This window comes from Fundicoccus sp. Sow4_H7 (assembly GCF_052115865.1).
In the GTDB taxonomy this organism is placed as follows: Bacteria; Bacillota; Bacilli; order Lactobacillales; family Aerococcaceae; genus Fundicoccus_A.
The window spans coordinates 37,166-53,611 of the sequence record NZ_JBQKME010000013.1 but is presented as its reverse complement, the minus strand read 5'-3'; the positions used below and the strand labels follow the sequence as shown (position 1 = coordinate 53,611).

12 protein-coding genes are annotated in these 16,446 nt (G+C 37.5%); 1 reads left to right on the top strand and 11 read right to left on the bottom strand.

All coding sequences use genetic code 11. From position 1 onward, the window contains the following. Positions 1–106 precede the first annotated feature (106 nt). From ACTQ54_RS10885 to ACTQ54_RS10850, 8 genes are all read right to left on the bottom strand, one after another. Complete coding sequence (locus tag ACTQ54_RS10885; protein WP_441756804.1) at positions 107–904, bottom strand: ABC transporter ATP-binding protein; 798 nt, start codon at positions 902–904, stop codon at positions 107–109. A gap of 1 nt (position 905) precedes the next feature. Beyond that, the gene (locus ACTQ54_RS10880; protein WP_441756802.1) at positions 906–1,817 is read right to left on the bottom strand and encodes an ABC transporter permease; all 912 of its coding nucleotides are present in this window, start codon (positions 1,815–1,817) and stop codon (positions 906–908) included. A 34-nt stretch (positions 1,818–1,851) separates the two neighbouring features. After that, complete coding sequence (locus ACTQ54_RS10875; protein ID WP_441756800.1) at positions 1,852–2,817, bottom strand: ABC transporter substrate-binding protein; 966 nt, start codon at positions 2,815–2,817, stop codon at positions 1,852–1,854. A 12-nt stretch (positions 2,818–2,829) separates the two neighbouring features. Next, a complete protein-coding gene (locus tag ACTQ54_RS10870; protein ID WP_441756798.1) occupies positions 2,830–3,819 on the bottom strand; it encodes an ABC transporter substrate binding protein in 990 nt (329 codons plus the stop codon). Between the two features lie 430 nt (positions 3,820–4,249). After that, the gene (locus tag ACTQ54_RS10865; RefSeq protein ID WP_441756796.1) at positions 4,250–4,903 is read right to left on the bottom strand and encodes a SanA/YdcF family protein; all 654 of its coding nucleotides are present in this window, start codon (positions 4,901–4,903) and stop codon (positions 4,250–4,252) included. A 139-nt stretch (positions 4,904–5,042) separates the two neighbouring features. After that, positions 5,043–6,797: an ABC transporter ATP-binding protein gene (locus ACTQ54_RS10860; RefSeq protein WP_441756834.1), complete on the bottom strand. Its 1,755-nt coding sequence runs from the start codon at positions 6,795–6,797 to the stop codon at positions 5,043–5,045. Positions 6,798–6,921: 124 nt separating this feature from the next. Further along, a complete protein-coding gene (locus ACTQ54_RS10855) occupies positions 6,922–9,108 on the bottom strand; it encodes an ABC transporter ATP-binding protein (protein ID WP_441756794.1) in 2,187 nt (728 codons plus the stop codon). Beyond that, positions 9,105–9,572, bottom strand: a complete 468-nt coding sequence (locus ACTQ54_RS10850) for a MarR family transcriptional regulator (RefSeq protein ID WP_441756792.1) — start codon at positions 9,570–9,572, stop codon at positions 9,105–9,107. Before ACTQ54_RS10850 ends, ACTQ54_RS10855 begins: the two co-directional genes overlap by 4 nt. A 191-nt stretch (positions 9,573–9,763) precedes the next feature. Between ACTQ54_RS10850 and ACTQ54_RS10845 the strand changes: the two genes are divergently transcribed. Continuing rightward, positions 9,764–10,504, top strand: coding sequence for a hypothetical protein (locus ACTQ54_RS10845; RefSeq protein ID WP_441756790.1), 741 nt, complete (start codon positions 9,764–9,766; stop codon positions 10,502–10,504). A 65-nt stretch (positions 10,505–10,569) separates the two neighbouring features. On the opposite strand, the gene ACTQ54_RS10840 is transcribed toward ACTQ54_RS10845, so the two are convergent. The 3 genes from ACTQ54_RS10840 to tkt all read right to left on the bottom strand — a co-directional run bounded on the left by ACTQ54_RS10840 (position 10,570) and on the right by tkt (position 16,221). Beyond that, on the bottom strand, positions 10,570–11,865 hold the full coding sequence (locus ACTQ54_RS10840) for an RNA polymerase factor sigma-54 (RefSeq protein ID WP_441756788.1): 1,296 nt from the start codon (positions 11,863–11,865) through the stop codon (positions 10,570–10,572). 644 nt (positions 11,866–12,509) lie between these two features. Next, a complete protein-coding gene (gene cls / locus ACTQ54_RS10835; RefSeq protein WP_441756786.1) occupies positions 12,510–14,075 on the bottom strand; it encodes a cardiolipin synthase in 1,566 nt (521 codons plus the stop codon). A gap of 142 nt (positions 14,076–14,217) precedes the next feature. Continuing rightward, positions 14,218–16,221 carry a transketolase gene (gene tkt / locus ACTQ54_RS10830; protein WP_441756784.1) on the bottom strand — a complete coding sequence of 668 codons (2,004 nt, stop codon included), beginning with the start codon at positions 16,219–16,221 and terminating at the stop codon, positions 14,218–14,220. Between the last annotated feature and the right edge of the window lie 225 nt (positions 16,222–16,446).

Here is a 16,446-nt window from a genome sequence, read left to right as displayed (position 1 = left end):
ACTTTGTTTGTGACAACCGACTTAAGACGGAAATATTTAATCAAAAAAAAACAGTAGTAAAGACGCCAACTGCATGACTTCTTCACTACTATTTTAAAATAAATATCTATGCCAACAACATAGCATCCGAAGTGATTTCTGAACCACTTTGTTGTTTGAACATTTCGATTAATTCAACGACGGTTAGATTCTTTTTCTCTTCGCCTTTGACGTCTAAAATAATTTTACCTTGGTGTAACATAATCAGTCGATTCCCATAGCGAATGGCATCTTGCATATTGTGGGTAATCATTAAGGCGGTTAAATTTTCTTCCGTAATGATTTTCTCTGTCAACTCAAGTACCATTTCACTGGTTTTAGGGTCTAATGCAGCGGTGTGTTCATCTAACAGTAGCAATTCTGGACGTAATAAGGTAGCCATCAACAAGGTTAATGCTTGCCGTTGCCCACCTGATAAGTAGGCAACTTCCATTGTCAAACGGTTTTCTAAACCTAAACCTAAACGGGCTAATTGTGCTTGCATCATAGGTAAATCATTTTTTTGCACGCCCCAACGCAATGACCGTTTGTGACCGCGTCGATTAGCAATCGCCATGTTTTCTTTAATGGTCAAACGAGAGGCTGTCCCCATTTTAGGGTCTTGGAAAACATATGAGACTAAGCCAGCTCTTTTGTCATTTGACCAACTGGTCACATCAATCCCATTAATTTCAACAGATCCAACGTCTGGTTGAAGTCCACCGGAAATGGTATTTAATAAGGTAGATTTTCCGGCTCCATTTCCACCAATTAAAGTGACAACATCTCCTGCCTCTAGACTTAAGTCGATGCCTTTTAGAACATGGTTTTCATTCACCGTACCTGCTTCGAAGGTTTTATGGATATTTTTTAATTGTAATTGCATCTTATTTACCTCCTGTCAGTTGGCCATTGCGACGTCGTTTAGCAAATTGTTTTTTCATCTCTGGTAGAAATAAAACCAAACCCAGTAAAACAGCAGAGAATAATTTAATATCGTAAGGTTCTACTTTGAAGTATTTTTGATTTAAAATTAAATCGATGATAATACGATAAATAAAACTTCCCATTACAATCGTACTTAAACGAATACCCAATGGCTGATTAGGGATAATGACCTCTGCAATAATTAAGGAGGACATTCCGATAACAATTGTTCCTGTTCCCATCCCAATATCAGCAAAACCGTCTTTTTGAGCAACTAAAGATCCAGCCAATGCAATCAATCCATTTCCAATCATATAACCTAAGATTTTCATACGATCCGTATTAATCCCATTCGCCTGACTCATTTGTTCGTTATCACCCGTTGAACGAAGGGCTAAACCAATTTCTGTATGCAAAAAAGCATTTAAGATTAAAATAATCAACGCTACAATGATTAATGCGATAATAATTACGGGAATATTTCTTCCAAGCGCTAAATAATCGGTCATGCCTTTAAAAATAGTATTAGCACCAATAAGGGCAATGTTAGGTCTACCCATCACATGCATATTGACCGTATACAAGCCTGTTAAAACTAAAATCCCAGTTAATAAAGGAGGTATTTTCATTTTAGTATGGATTAAGCCCGCTACCATTCCAGCTAGCCCCCCAGCTACGATTGCAAAGGCTGTGGCAACGAGAGGATTCGCTCCGTTTGTAATCATAATCGCACTCACTGCTCCTCCTAGTGGGAAGACAGCTTCAGCTGACATATCAGCGATATTTAGTAAGCGATATGTAATAAAAACCCCTATTGCCATAATAGCCCAGACCACACCTTGGGCTAAACTTGAAATGATAATGTCTAACATCTTGAAAATACCTCTTTCTTTTTATTATATCGGATTATTTAATCGATTCTGGATCAATACCTAAGGCCTCAGCAAAGTCTGGGTTTACAATGACTTGATGATTATCTGCTAATTCTACAGGCATCTCTGCTGGATTTAAGTCATCTTCTAGCATGCGGATAACCATATTAGCCGTTTGGATGCCGTAATCTTCATAGGAGTTGGATAAAGTAGCTAAACCATTTGTCATTACTACTGAGTCCGATGAACCAATGGTTGGAATGCCTGCTTCTTTAGCCATGTCACCCACTAAAGCAATTGAGCTATCAATGGTATTGTCCGTTACCATAAACATCGCTTCAACTTCTGGAATTAATGAATTCATAACTTGTGCAATATCATTTGAACTCGTTACCGTTCCTGCGTGTGTCGTTAAACCGTGAGCTTCTAACTCTTCAATTGCAAGTTCAACTAATACGACAGAATTGACTTCACTAGAATTATATATCAAACCAACATTTTCTACATCAGGAAAATTACGAATCAAGAAATCAACTTGTTCTGCAATAGGGGCCATATCACTTGTACCCGTCACATTTGTATTCGGTTTGTCTAATGATTCGACTAAACCTGCTTCAACCGGATCGGTTACAGCTGCAATAAATAATGGTTTTTCCGTTTCAATAACAGCTAGCGACTGAGCAGCAGGTGTTGCAATCGCAAACAAAATATCATTATCGCGAGCTAACTTTTCACTAATGGATTGTAAATTTGCCTGATCGCCATTTCCATTTTGGATATCCCACTCAATGCGATCAGCAAAGTCAGAAGCATTCAATGTCTCTTCAAATCCTTTCAGAACAGCGTCTAAGGCCTCGTGTTCTACAAATTGCAAAACGCCAATTCGGATAGGTTCCGTATCTTCGTCTTGAGCCAGAGCTGTTAGAGGACTTAAAATAGATAAGCTCAGTGATAAGACCAATGCAATAATCAGACTAAATCGATTTGTTAATTTTTTCATAAATTAATTCTCCTATTCTGTATCTAATTGAAGGCTGCTTGGTTCAATACCTAATATTTCAGCCACTTCTTCATTGACAACTAATTCTAAGTTTTCAGCTGATTCAACAGGAATCGCACTGGCATCAAGTCCTTCATCGATTTGACGCACTAACATTTTGGCTGTTTGTTTACCTAATTCAAAGTAATCCAAACCATAAGTGGCTAAACCATTTTCTAAGATCATTTCTTTAGAACCACCTACTAGTGCTAATTGAGCTTCTTTTGCTAAATCACCCACTAAGGCCATGGCACTTGCAATGGTATTATCCGTCACTAAGAAAATAGCATCCACTTCATCGACTAAAGCACTCATCACTTGATTAATATCATTGGTAGAAGTTACTGTATGATGGCTGACTTCAATCCCTTTTTCCATCATAACTTCTTCGGCACGGTTGGCTTCACTTACTGAGTTCGCTTCACCGGAATTGTATAAAATTCCTACGCGTTGAATATCATCTTTTGTTTTTAGCAATAATTCGATTTGTTCGGCAATTGGAGCTGCATCAATTGTCCCGGTTACATTTTGTTCTTTTTCATCTAAACTATCAACCAAGCCGGCTTCAATCGGGTCGGTTACCGATGAGAAATAAATCGGTGTGTCAGAAGCCCCATTGACCAGCGACTGGGCTGCTGGTGTCGCAATCCCAAAGACAAAATCATTGGAACTTAATAAGTTCTCACTCATTGATTGTAAATTTGAGTTATCTCCTGCACCATTTAAATAATTAATGGTTAAATTTTCACCTTCAACATATCCTTCTTCTTCCAATCCAGCGATAAAGCCTTCACGGTTAGCATCTAGGGAATCATGTTCAACATACTGCAAAATCCCAACGGAAATTGCTTCTTTTTCTTGAGCATTAACAACAGGAGCTGCAGTCAGCACTGATGCTGCTAACAAAGGCAAAACATGTAAAGCCACTTTAATCTTCTTCAAATATCGTTCTATATCTTTCATTTTTCTTCCTCCTATTTTTGCTTGTTATTATTTTTATCTTTATCAAACAAAAAGACCGACTTAGATAAAAATCTAAATCGGTCTTGTATATACGCAAAGAAGCTTCAAAATATGCGTAACTTTTACAAATCCTGCATTAGATTTTTATCATCTATGCAGGCATGGTTAATTACACAGCTCTTCATAGATACAAACTTTCGTTTTGGTGTTTGTATCTAGGAATAAGACACAAACACTATCTAAAATAGCTGTAAAAGTATCGTTTAACTTGTAATTTACCAATTGTACACATTTCGGTTCCCTCTTTTAAGAATTATTTTATTTGATGAGTCTATTCTATTCAACAAATTAACATATGTCAAGCTAAAATGAGAATTTAATTTGAAGTATTAGAAAAATCTTCATAAACACCTTTGCAATAGGCTTTTGTCTATATAAAAGGTTGCTCATATCCAAAGTAGACGACCATAACATCTTTCACGCGAGCAAATATTTCTCGGACTTCACGTTTAAAGCGTCCGGATCCCACTTCTTCACACGGGACGCCCACAGCTTCTAAGCCCGATCCCTTAGCAATCATTAAGGCTCTGGATAAATGGTAACCTTGTGTACAAATAATCACACGCTCTGTATCCATTATTTGTGGTAACTGCTCAATACTCTCATAAGTCGAATAACCCTTCGGGTCTAAAAGAATCTTCTTTTCATCGACGCCATGTTCAATTAAATAATCTTGCATTACTGCAACTTCATTATAATATTGATCCGTATGGTCACCGCTAACGACAATTGTTTTATTAGGTGCTAATTGATGGAGTTCAATCGCCATATCTAAACGATTAGCTAGAATCCCAGATGGTTTTGAATTATCAATAATGCCTGCTCCTAAAACTAAAATCGGAACTTCATCCACCATCATTTCCGTTGTAGCTAAGTCAGAAACTGTATAAAAATCGCCGTAAGTCGATCCAATCACAAAAAAATTAATGACCGTAATGAGCGAAATACACACAACCAAGCCAAATAGGATTAGTTTAATGATACCGATTAAAAATCGCCAAATTATTTGTAATATCCGATACATTCTCAACGCTCCTATGAATAAATATCTCTGATTAGACATACAACATCAACCATTATAACAAGGCTATAATCGGTAAACAAATTAAGTTAAAACAAATTTTATTAAAAATAATTAAAAGCAGAGATATTTATTAGGAGGGTTATTGGGTAACGAATTGGCTATTATATAGGTCGGCATAGCGGCCATTCATATCCATTAGGCTTTGGTGGTTGCCTTGTTCAACAATATCGCCGTGTTCCATATATAAAATTAAATCAGCATTGCGGATGGTTGATAAACGGTGGGCAATAATAAAGCTCGTGCGTCCTTCCATCAGGCGGTCCATCGCTTCTTGGATGAGAATTTCAGTCCGTGTATCCACCGAGCTGGTCGCTTCATCCAAAATAAGAATGGGACGGTTTGCTAAAATGGCACGTGCGATCGTTAACAATTGCTTTTGTCCTTGTGAAATATTGGAGGCTTCCTCGTTTAGTTCAAAATCATAACCACCTGCTAGCGAAGTAATATAGTGGTGAACGCGAGCCGCTTTAGCCGCTTCAATCACTTCTTCATCGGTTGCATCCAAGCGACCATAACGGATATTTTCCATGAGGCTACCATTAAAGAGCCAAGTATCTTGTAAAACCATCGCCATAGCTTGTTGATAAGACACACGACTGTAATGACTGCTGTCAACATGATCAATCATGATTTTTCCACTATTCACATCGTAAAAACGCATTAATAGTTTAACGACAGTTGATTTCCCAGCTCCCGTAGGTCCAACTAAGGCAACTTTTTGTCCGGGTTTAATTTCAGCACTAAATTGATGGATAACTGCTTGGTTAGGATTATAACCAAATTTCACTTGGTCAAAGGCAACATTTCCTTCGACTTTATCAACATCCAATGTTTGTCCTGAATGTTGATCTTCTTCTGCTTCGTCCAGAAATTCATAAACACGTTCCCCCGCCGCTGCCATCGACTGCATGAGGGTCACAGTTTGAGCCATTTGAGTAATTGGCTGGGTAAAGCGACCAACGTATTGCGTAAAAGCTTGGATATCGCCGACCGAAATCCGTCCCATAATCGCCATATAGGCTCCACTGATGACAACCGCTACATAACCTAAGTTCCCGATTAAACGCATTAAAGGAAACATAATGCCAGAGAAAAATTGGGATTTCCAAGCTGATTCTTTAAGTTCATCGTTTTCCTTCATAAAGCTTTCCAGAGCTGAACCTTCTTGGTTGAAAGCTTTAACGATATTTTGACCGGCAAAAACTTCTTCAATTTGCCCGTTAATAATCCCTAATGACCGTTGCTGGGTTTGGAAAAATTTTTGTGAACGACGCATCAGAAAACGAATCATAAAAATACTCACCGGTAAAACAACCATTACAATCAAGGCCATTGTGACATTTATACTGAACATCATGTAAGTAATCCCTATCATGGTTAGGATAGAGGTTAAAATTTGTGTAATACTTTGACTCAAACCTCCACCTAAGGTATCAATATCGTTGGTAATACGAGAAAGTACTTCACCATAAGGGCGAGATTCAAAATATTTCATGGGCATTTTATCAATTTTTTCTAACAGCCGCTTCCTTAAACTATAGGTCACATTTTCTGTCACATTTGTCATAATAAATCCTTGCAAGGCTGAAAAGACAGCACTTAAAAGATAAATGAACAAGACAAACAGTAGAATATCCCTAATACGCGTAAAATCAATTGAACCCGTTCCTTGAAGCTGGGCAACCACACCATTAAATAATTCTGTCGTTGCCTGTCCTAAAATACGAGGACCCATGGTGCTTAAAACGACGGATACGATGGAAGAAATGAATACGACCAGCATCAGCCATTTTTGCTTAAGAATTTCTTTGAAAATCCGACTAATACTGCCCATAAAATCATCTGGCTTTTCGGCAGCTGCTAGTGCCGTTCCTTGCGAAGCCGGGCGCTTAACGGCTTTGTCTTGGTTTTCTTCATTTACTTCAGGATCAAAAGATTCTTGATTGTTCGTTTTATTATTAGCCAATGCCGTTCACTCCTTCCAGCTTAATCTGACGACCTTTTTCTTTTTGACGTTCAATTTCAGCTTGCGATAATTGAGATGTCGCAATTTCGCGGTATACTTGCGAGTCTTCCATTAAGGATAAATGGTCACCTTTACCAACTACACGTCCTTCTTCTAACACGATAATTTGATCAGCATTTAAAACCGTACTAATCCGTTGGGCAACAATGATAACCGTTGCATCTTGTGTTTTCTCACCTAAGGCTTTACGTAAAGAAGCATCCGTTCGGTAATCCAAGGCAGAAAAACTATCATCGAATAAGAATATTTTCGGTTGTTTAACAATGGCTCTTGCAATCGATAAGCGTTGCTTTTGCCCACCTGAGACGTTAGTACCACCTTGTGAAATCGCAGATTGATATCCATCCGGTTTTTCATCAATAAATTCCGTTGCATGCGCAATCTCAGCTGCTTCATGCATTTGATCCGGGCTAATACTCGCATCAGCATAGGTCACATTGCTTTCAATCGTCCCCGAAAACAGGACACCTTTTTGCGGAACATACCCAATTAAGTCACGTAATTGTTCCAAACTCAAGTCGCGAATATCAACTCCGTCAATCGTTATCTTTCCTTCAGTTACATCATAAAAACGTAACAAGAGATTTAGTAAAGTTGATTTCCCGCTACCCGTACTACCGATGATCGCCGTTGTTTTCCCAGGTTGGGCTTCAAATTGAATTCCTTCAAGAATATTTTCATCCGAACCTTCATATTTAAAAGCGACATCTTCAAAACGAATCAGACCTTTTGGATTTTCTAATATAATCGGATCTTTCTTATCCGCAATCGAAATATCTGTATCAAGAACTTCATAAACACGGTCTGAGGCAACAATCGAACGTGGAACTTGCATCCCCATCATGGAAAACATTAAGAAAGAAAAGATAATCTGCATCGTATAATTAATATAAGCCGTTAACTCACCGATTTGCATATTCCCATCAGCAATATGATGGCCACCTACCCATACAATTAAGACAGAAATAACATTCATAATTAACATCATCAACGGCATCATTAAAGACATCATCCGTCCAACAAAGAGATAAGTATCCCGCAACTGAACGTTAGCCTTATCAAATCGTTTGGCTTCATAATTTTGACGTCCAAAAGCGCGAATAACTTGTAAACCTGTTAAAATTTCACGCGCAATTAAGTTCACTTGGTCAATAAAAGACTGCAACATCTTAAATCGTGGCATCGTTAAAAACAACAGAATCCCGACCATAACCATCACAAGACCAACAGCTAAAGCAACAATCCAAGTCATATTAGCACCTGTACGAATAACGTAGAAAATTCCACCAAAAGCTAGAATTGGCGAGAATAAAATGACCCTTAAAAATAAAGTCATCACCAGTTGAATTTGCTGTATATCGTTGGTACTCCGTGTAATTAAAGAAGCTGCTGAAAAACGATCCACTTCTTTTTGCGAAAATCGAAGGACTTTTTCAAAAATACTTTCCCGCAAACGGTGTCCGATCGCCGCTCCAATTCGAGCCGCAAAATAATGTGCCCCCAATGCAAAAAGCATGGCCAATACCGAAACGACCACCATCACACTACCTTCTCTAAATAAATATCCCTGCTGATACGGGCTGGTGTCAATATTTGTCTCTCGGTGTTGACGAGCAACTGCCTGCATCGCTGCACTATGAACAGTAGCGTCGCCTAATGAATCCAATTGTTTAGAAATCTCAGTTCGAATATCTTCTAAATTAAGTGAACTTAAATCCATTTGACTCATCATGGCATTCGCATCTTCTGTACTCATTTCTTGACTCATTTGATAAATAGCCAGAGGCATTTCTAAATGCGAACCAATAAACTCCAGCTGTTCGGTTTGATTCGAAGCTGATTCTTCTAAATAATAAATACCATCCGATCCTTGTTGGTAATTGGCTTCTAAAACATCGAGTTCTTCTGGTAGCATGATTTGTTTCAAGCTGTCATAACTTTTTGATGTCATCGCCAAAGGTGCTGCTTCAGTAAATCCTTCATTTTGAATCCCGACATCAATCAGCCTAGACGTATAATCTGGTAACAGCAGTATGGTGTAGGCATGCAAAATATGGAAAACAATAATAACGATGACCGTTCCCCAGTGCGGTTGTAACTGACGAAATAACTTTTTCATTCTTTCTCTCCTTCAATCGACATTTGATAGACTGCTTGCATGGCTGCAAATATTTTATTCCCCGTCTTAAGGTAGTCTTCTAGCTCTTGCTCTTGAATATTTTCATATACCAGAGACATAAATTTCTGTAATTGAGTGCTAATGTGATGGCATTGTTCCTCACCTTCTGAAGTCAGCTCTAAATAAGTTGCACGACGATCATTGGGATCAATCGTCCGCATAACATATTCTTTATCGACTAAAGCCTTTACGGTCCTCGAAATTGCTGGCTTAGTTACCTCTAGTTCATAGGTTAATTGAGTGATATTTAGAGGAGTTGGGGTTTTTTTCTTTTCAATTAACTGACATAAAAGGATGTATTCACTAAAAGGCATGGTTTTAATTCCGTCAAAAAATTTAAGTCCGAGTTGATATATATTGCGGTTATTTTCTTGAATTTGTTTAACGATTGCTTCATCTTTCAAGGATTCACCTTCTTTTTTAGGTCTTTTTACTGGCGAAATAGTTAGCAACGTTAATTATACAAACTGTTATCAGCTTGAGCAAGTAGAAGCTTTTTAATTTATGAAAAAAATTTGTCATTTTCTTGTTATGGTAATTTGTCCTTATTTTGATATGCTTATAACTACTAATGATGTGAAAGGAATATTTCTATATGCGAAGATCAGGTTCTAACCAAAAAGGGATGATTGTTTTAATCGTTTTATTAATCGCAGCCCTTATATATTTATTTACATATTTTTATGGCCAGTCCAACCAAACCACGGAGGTCATTGATTCTTCTAGCTCTGAGATGGTTGAAACACAAGAAAGTGAAGAAACAAGTATTAAAGAAGAATCGGAGTCAGAATCATCTGCGTCTTCAGAAGAAGAAGCGAGCGAGAGTGAAAGTGTGCTAGAAACAAGTTCAGAAGAGGAATCAGGTCCTCTATTTGATGAATCCATTGTTGGGGATTCCGAATACCCAGCTTCCACGATTCCAAGTGATGTTAACAAATCCGACTTAAAGAGCGCAATTGATGACTACTATGCGTCTCAATACACTAATCAAGAAAAAGAAAATGTACAAACAAGAATTGACGAAGAAAACCTAGATGCTATCGAGACAGCACTCGCAAACAATACTTCCTTAAGCGAACTTAACGCCAGTGTTGATCAAATTCAAATGGAATTAGCTGATGATACAGTTTATGTCGCTCGAATTATTGTGCCTATGACTTATACTCAAGCCAATAATATTTATGATGACAGTGACATTGAATTGTTAACTGTTGCTTTAACCGAGTTAGGCAATCGCTTAGTGATGATTTCTTATTATGATGAAAGCACACAAGAGCTAACGCCTTACCATTTAACCAATAGTACCAAACCTTTATTTACTTACAGTTCGAATTAATGGTTAGACATACAGAAAACCCGCATTTTGATGTTTGTATCGAAATGCGGGTATTTTCATCGTTTTTAAAGTTGGCTTCTATAGTTACTAATCAAACGTTCTGAAATAATAACTTTTTGCTTAGCCAATTCTTCCACAACTTCTTGGTCAGTCATGGATTTAGGTGCTTCTTTTAAGAAATTATGGATGATTTCCTTAATTTTCTTAGCAGTTAAACCTCCACGTCCTTCGTGACTCGCTACATTAATAAAGTCCGTTAAAGGCATCACCGATTTTTTAAATTGAATGTTTTTATTAGTGACAATTAGCTTAATAATTGGCTCGGACAAACGAGTCGTCTCAGCTAGATCTCTGATTAGTAAAGGTTTTTTCTCTGTTACATCATTAAAGAAGAAATCACTTTGTGCAATAATAATGGCTTGAACCACTTCTAAAATGAGCTGTTCACGTTTACGCAAATTTTTCGTCAGCTCATTATAGGCTTCTTTTTTCGGTTCGATATATTGTTGCAAGGTAAGGTCTTGTTCCCTTTGCATTTCTTCATAATATTTTTGGTTAAAATTGATTTTAGGGTAATATTGACGGTTATATCTTAAAGCAAGTTGATCATTTTTAACCGATAAAGTCACATCAGGGATCAAATTAATTTTAGCTTGACGATCAAATAGTGTTGCTGGCACAGGTCTTAAAGTGTGATAATAATTCACTGACTGCTTAATTTCATCGATTGTAATGGCCGTTTTTTGTTGGATTTCCACATAATCTTTTTCCATTATTTCATTATAAAATTCTTCTAATAAATAATAGGCTACATTCGGAGCATGCAAATCTCGCTCTGTTTGAATCATTAAACTTTCTTGTAGGTCATAGGCACCGACACCTGCAGGTTCTAATGTTTTGATTAAAGTCATGGCATCGAGCACAACCATTTCTGATGTTCCTTCGATTTCTTTAGTCAATTCTTGATAGGTATAAGGTAAAAATCCATTATCATCTAAATAATCAACCAGGCGTACCATCATATCGCGAATCTCTGTCTGACGAAACATCATGATTTGCTCAAATAAGAAGACAGCAAGACTCTGCGGTGATGTCGGTAATTGAGACTCAATACCCGTTACTTTTTGTTCTGGAATAAATTGGGCATTTTTACCTAAAAAAGATTCAACTGCATAGTCTAAATCAATAAAAGGATTTTCCAAGATGGCGTCTTCTAAATAATAGGTTAATTGTTCTGCATTTAAATCTAAAATATCAAGTAATTGCTCATTGATAGCAATTTCTAGTTGTGTTAAACCTTTAAAAATTTTTATATCATTATCTTCAAGTATTATATTATGTTCTTGATTTGAAGTTGTCATGTTCTGACCTCCTTACTAAATTCCCATACCTATACTATTATAAGCAAAACATGCTTTTTCGTCCACAGTAACGCCGAATCAGTTTAGCTTTTCCTGCCAAATTTATGTATCATCTGACATAAAATGAAAATTTTAGACGATGAGTAATGTGCCCTTTTGGTTGTCGTCGATAAAACGAGGCTAATGTTTTAAACTCGACAAATAAACGAGGACCTCTTTGGGTACTCGTCAAATAAACGAGGACCTCTTTGGGTACTCGTTAAAAAAACGAGGACCACTTTGGGTACTCGTCAGAAAAACGAGGACCACTTTGGGTACTCGTCAGAAAAACGAGGACCACTTTGGGTACTCGCCGAAAAAACGAGGACCACTTTGGGTACTCGTCAGAAAAACGAGGACCACTTTGGGTACTCGTTAAAAAAACGAGGACCACTTTAGGTACTCGTTAAAAAAACGAGGACCACTTTAGGTACTCGTTAAAAAAACGAGGCACACTTTAGGTACTCGTTAAAAAAACGAGGGACACTTTGGGTACTCGTTAAAAAAACGAGGACCACTTTGGGCACTCGTTAAGAAAACGAGGCACACTTTGGGTACTCGTTAATAAAACGAAGGACACTTTGGGTACTCGTCGTCTATTATTTTTACACAAAAGGCGCAATCAAACCTAAAATAGCATCCCAGAAAGCACCGAGAGAATTCGTTTTGAAATCAGAAAACTGAACTTGCTTAGAAACAGCTTGAGCGTTTAAAAAGTCTGCTTTTATATCTTTAATCACTGGATGATAATACAACATCGTACTTGTTTCAAAATGAAGGTAAAGAGATCGATAATCCAGATTGATGGTTCCAATGTTAACCATTTTATCATCGACAATAAATGTCTTGGCATGTAAAAAGCCTGGCGTATATTCGTATATTTTAACGCCGCCTTCAATTAAAGGCCGGTAGTATGAGCGTGTCATCCGATAGACAATGGGTTTATCAGGTATACCAGGTGTCATTAAACGAACATCCACCCCTCTTTTGGCAGCCAAGGTTAAAGCTATTTGTAATTCATACGACACTACCAGATAAGGTGTATAAATATAAACATAGTCTTTTGCAGTATTTAACATATCTCGATAAACACTTTCACCGAGTACTTCATCATCTAAAGGTGAATCACCAAAGGATTGAACATAGCCTAAGCTATCCGCTTCTTTGGATTGTGCCATTAATTCAAAAGTCTCATCCATTTTCTCAATCGGTTTAAAATGATGATAGGAGTCATCCGTTGGATAAAAAGCATTCCACATATTTAGGAAAAGAACCGTTAAATTCCAAGTAGCAGGTCCTTCCATCCGAATCATATTATCTTTCCAATAACCAAAGCGTTCAACATGGTTAATGTACTCATCGGCAATATTTAAGCCGCCTGTATAGCCGACTTGTCGGTCTATAATGATCATTTTACGATGGTCACGCGTATTATAAACAAGAGATAAAATCGGCATAACCGGATTAAACTTTAAGGTCTTAATCCCTTCAGCTTCCATTTGCTTATTAAAATCAGAGGGTAATCGTAACAAACAACCAAAGTCGTCATAAATGAGACGAACATCCACCCCTTCTTTTGCTTTCTTTTTCAATATATCAAATATTTGCTGCATCATTAAGCCATCTTCAATGATAAAAAACTCAATAAATATATGTTCTTTGGCTTGTTCCAAATCATGGAGCAGTGTCGACATCATGTCTTCTCCCGATGGGAAATATTTTACAGCAGTATTCGTATAAACAGGACTATCCCCATAATCATCAATGTATTGGCTCAAAGAAGCTAGACGCTGATCTTTGGCTGATAATAATGATTTAGCCGAAGGAACAGTCTCCATCTCATGTAAATGTAATTTAGATTGATTATTCAATAATCGAGACATTCGTTTTTGAGGTCTTTTGTTCCCCATAGCAGCATAAAGTAAGCCACCGAAAATGGGCATCAAGGATATCACAATGATCCAACTGATTCGATAAGCAGCACTTTCGTTTTTATTGACTAAATATAATATCATTAAAATCGAAAAAAGAGTTAATACAGCATTCAACCAAGCAGAATGTGTAATGATATTTGTAAAAATAAAATACCACCAAGCAATTTGGATGAGAATTAACAGAAGATAGATAAAAATCCTAGCATAGGTCGAGTTATTTATTATTTTTTTAAGCAAAAACACTACCTCCCGTTCTTTGTATATTCGCTTTTTGAATTTTTCTATATTAATTTGATTATAGCTATTTAAAGTCTTTGCTACAAGCGAAATCTCCATGTAAAAAAAACAGATCGGCAAGCGACCTGTCTTTAGTATAGCGTTATTTATTAAACGCTTTTTTATATTCAGAAACGATGTTATCTACTGTAAAGCCGAAGAATTCAACGACTTCTTCTCCTTTACCAGAAGCACCAAAGCGGTCAATACCTAATGTAAGGCCATCTAATCCAACATATTTGCCCCAACCAAAAGTGGCGCCCATTTCAATTGACATACGGTTGCGAACCGCTGATGGTAGGACACTTTCTTTATATTCTGCCGATTGCTCATCAAAAATATTTTGAGCTGGCATTGATACAACTGAAACTTCAATACCTTCTTCTTTTAAAGCTGCTTGAGCTTCAACAGCTAAGGCTACTTCAGAACCTGTCGCAATTAAAATACCGTCAAGTTGATCGTTTGAAGCAGCTGAAACAATGTAAGCACCTTTACGGACACCTTCTTCAGCTAATGTTTGTGTACCTTCAAGAACTGGTACATCTTGACGAGATAAGACTAACATGGTTGGACGTTCTTTAGACTCAAGTGCAATCTTCCATGCAACAAATGTTTCGTTAACGTCTGCTGGACGGATTAAGTTTAAGTTAGGAACGGCTCTAAAACCAGCTAGTTGTTCGATTGGCTCATGTGTAGGTCCATCTTCTCCAACTGCTACAGAGTCATGCGTCATCACATAAGTCACTGGTAATTGTGATAAGGCAGCAAGTCTAACGGCTGCTTTTAAATAGTCCGTAAAGATAAAGAAGGTTCCACCGTAAATCTTAGTTCCTCCATGTAACATGACACCATTTAAAATACCAGCCATAGCAAACTCTCTAACTCCAAACCAGATATTACGCCCTGAACGGTTAGTCGGCTCAAAGTCGTCCGCTGATTCGTTCATGGTTTTGTTAGAACTTGATAAGTCTGCCGCCCCACCCCATAATTGTGGAACTGCTTTAGCTAATGCTTGAATAGCTTTTCCACTTGAAGCACGCGTTGCTGCGGCTTTAGTATCTGCGCTTTGGAATTCTAATTCTCTGTCATAATTTTCAGGTAGCTCACCTGCAAAAGCTTTTAGCATCGTATCAGCTAACTCAGGATTTGCTTTTTGATAGTCAGCAAATAAAGCCTCCCAAGCATCGTAAGATTCTTTACCGCGAGTGATTACTTTTTCCTCGAATAAGCTTTTAGCTTCTTCAGGAATAGTAAAAGCTTCGTGCTCCCAGCCATATTTAACTTTTACATTGGCCCAATCATCTTTAGCTAACGGACTACCATGGACTTTATGAGTCCCTTCATTTTCTGAACCAAAACCAATGACAGTTTTCACTTCAATTAAAGTGGGTTGGTCTGTGTTGGCTTTAGCAGCTTCAATGGCTTCATTCAGCGCATTTAAATCATTGCCATCTTCTACACGTAAATATTGCCAATCGATGGCTTCAAAACGTTTTTGAATATTTTCTACAAACGCTTTGTTTAAATCACCATCTAAGGAAATATCATTACTATCGTATAAGAAAATCAATTTACCCAATTTTTGCTTACCAGCAAATGACGTTGCCTCATAAGCAATACCTTCCATCAAATCGCCATCACTAACAAGAGCGTATGTATAGTGGTCGATAACTTTATGATCATCGGTATTATAAATAGCTGCTGTATGGGTTTCAGCCAAAGCCATACCAACTGCTTGAGCTACCCCTTGCCCTAATGGCCCTGTTGTAGCCTCAACACCTTCCGTGTAATTAACTTCTGGGTGTCCCGGTGTTTTGCTGTTTAACTGACGGAAATCTTTTAAATCATCCGTGGTCACGTTAAAGCCAGCCGTATGAAGTAAGCTGTATAATAATGCTGACCCATGACCAGCTGATAAAACAAAACGGTCACGGTTAATCCAGTCTGCTTTAGCAGCTGTCACATTTAAATGCCCTGCCCATAGAGCATAAGCCATAGGTGCTGCCCCCATTGGTAAACCTGGGTGCCCGGAATTCGCTTTTTCTACTTGGTCTACACTTAATGTTCTAAGTGTATTCACTGCAATGGTATCTTTTTCGGTAAACATAAAAACCCTCCAATAATTTTTGATTCAAACAAACTTATAAGAAGCATAACCGACTAAACATGAAACAGTATACATCGCTAATTGTAATTGAGGCGTGCATTCTTTTCAAGTTTTCTAGTAAAATAATCCATTTTTATTTATTAAAAATCATTTAAATAAATATCACTGATTTCTTTGATAAAAAAAAGTCCGAAACAAATGCATGTTTGGACCTTTATTCATATT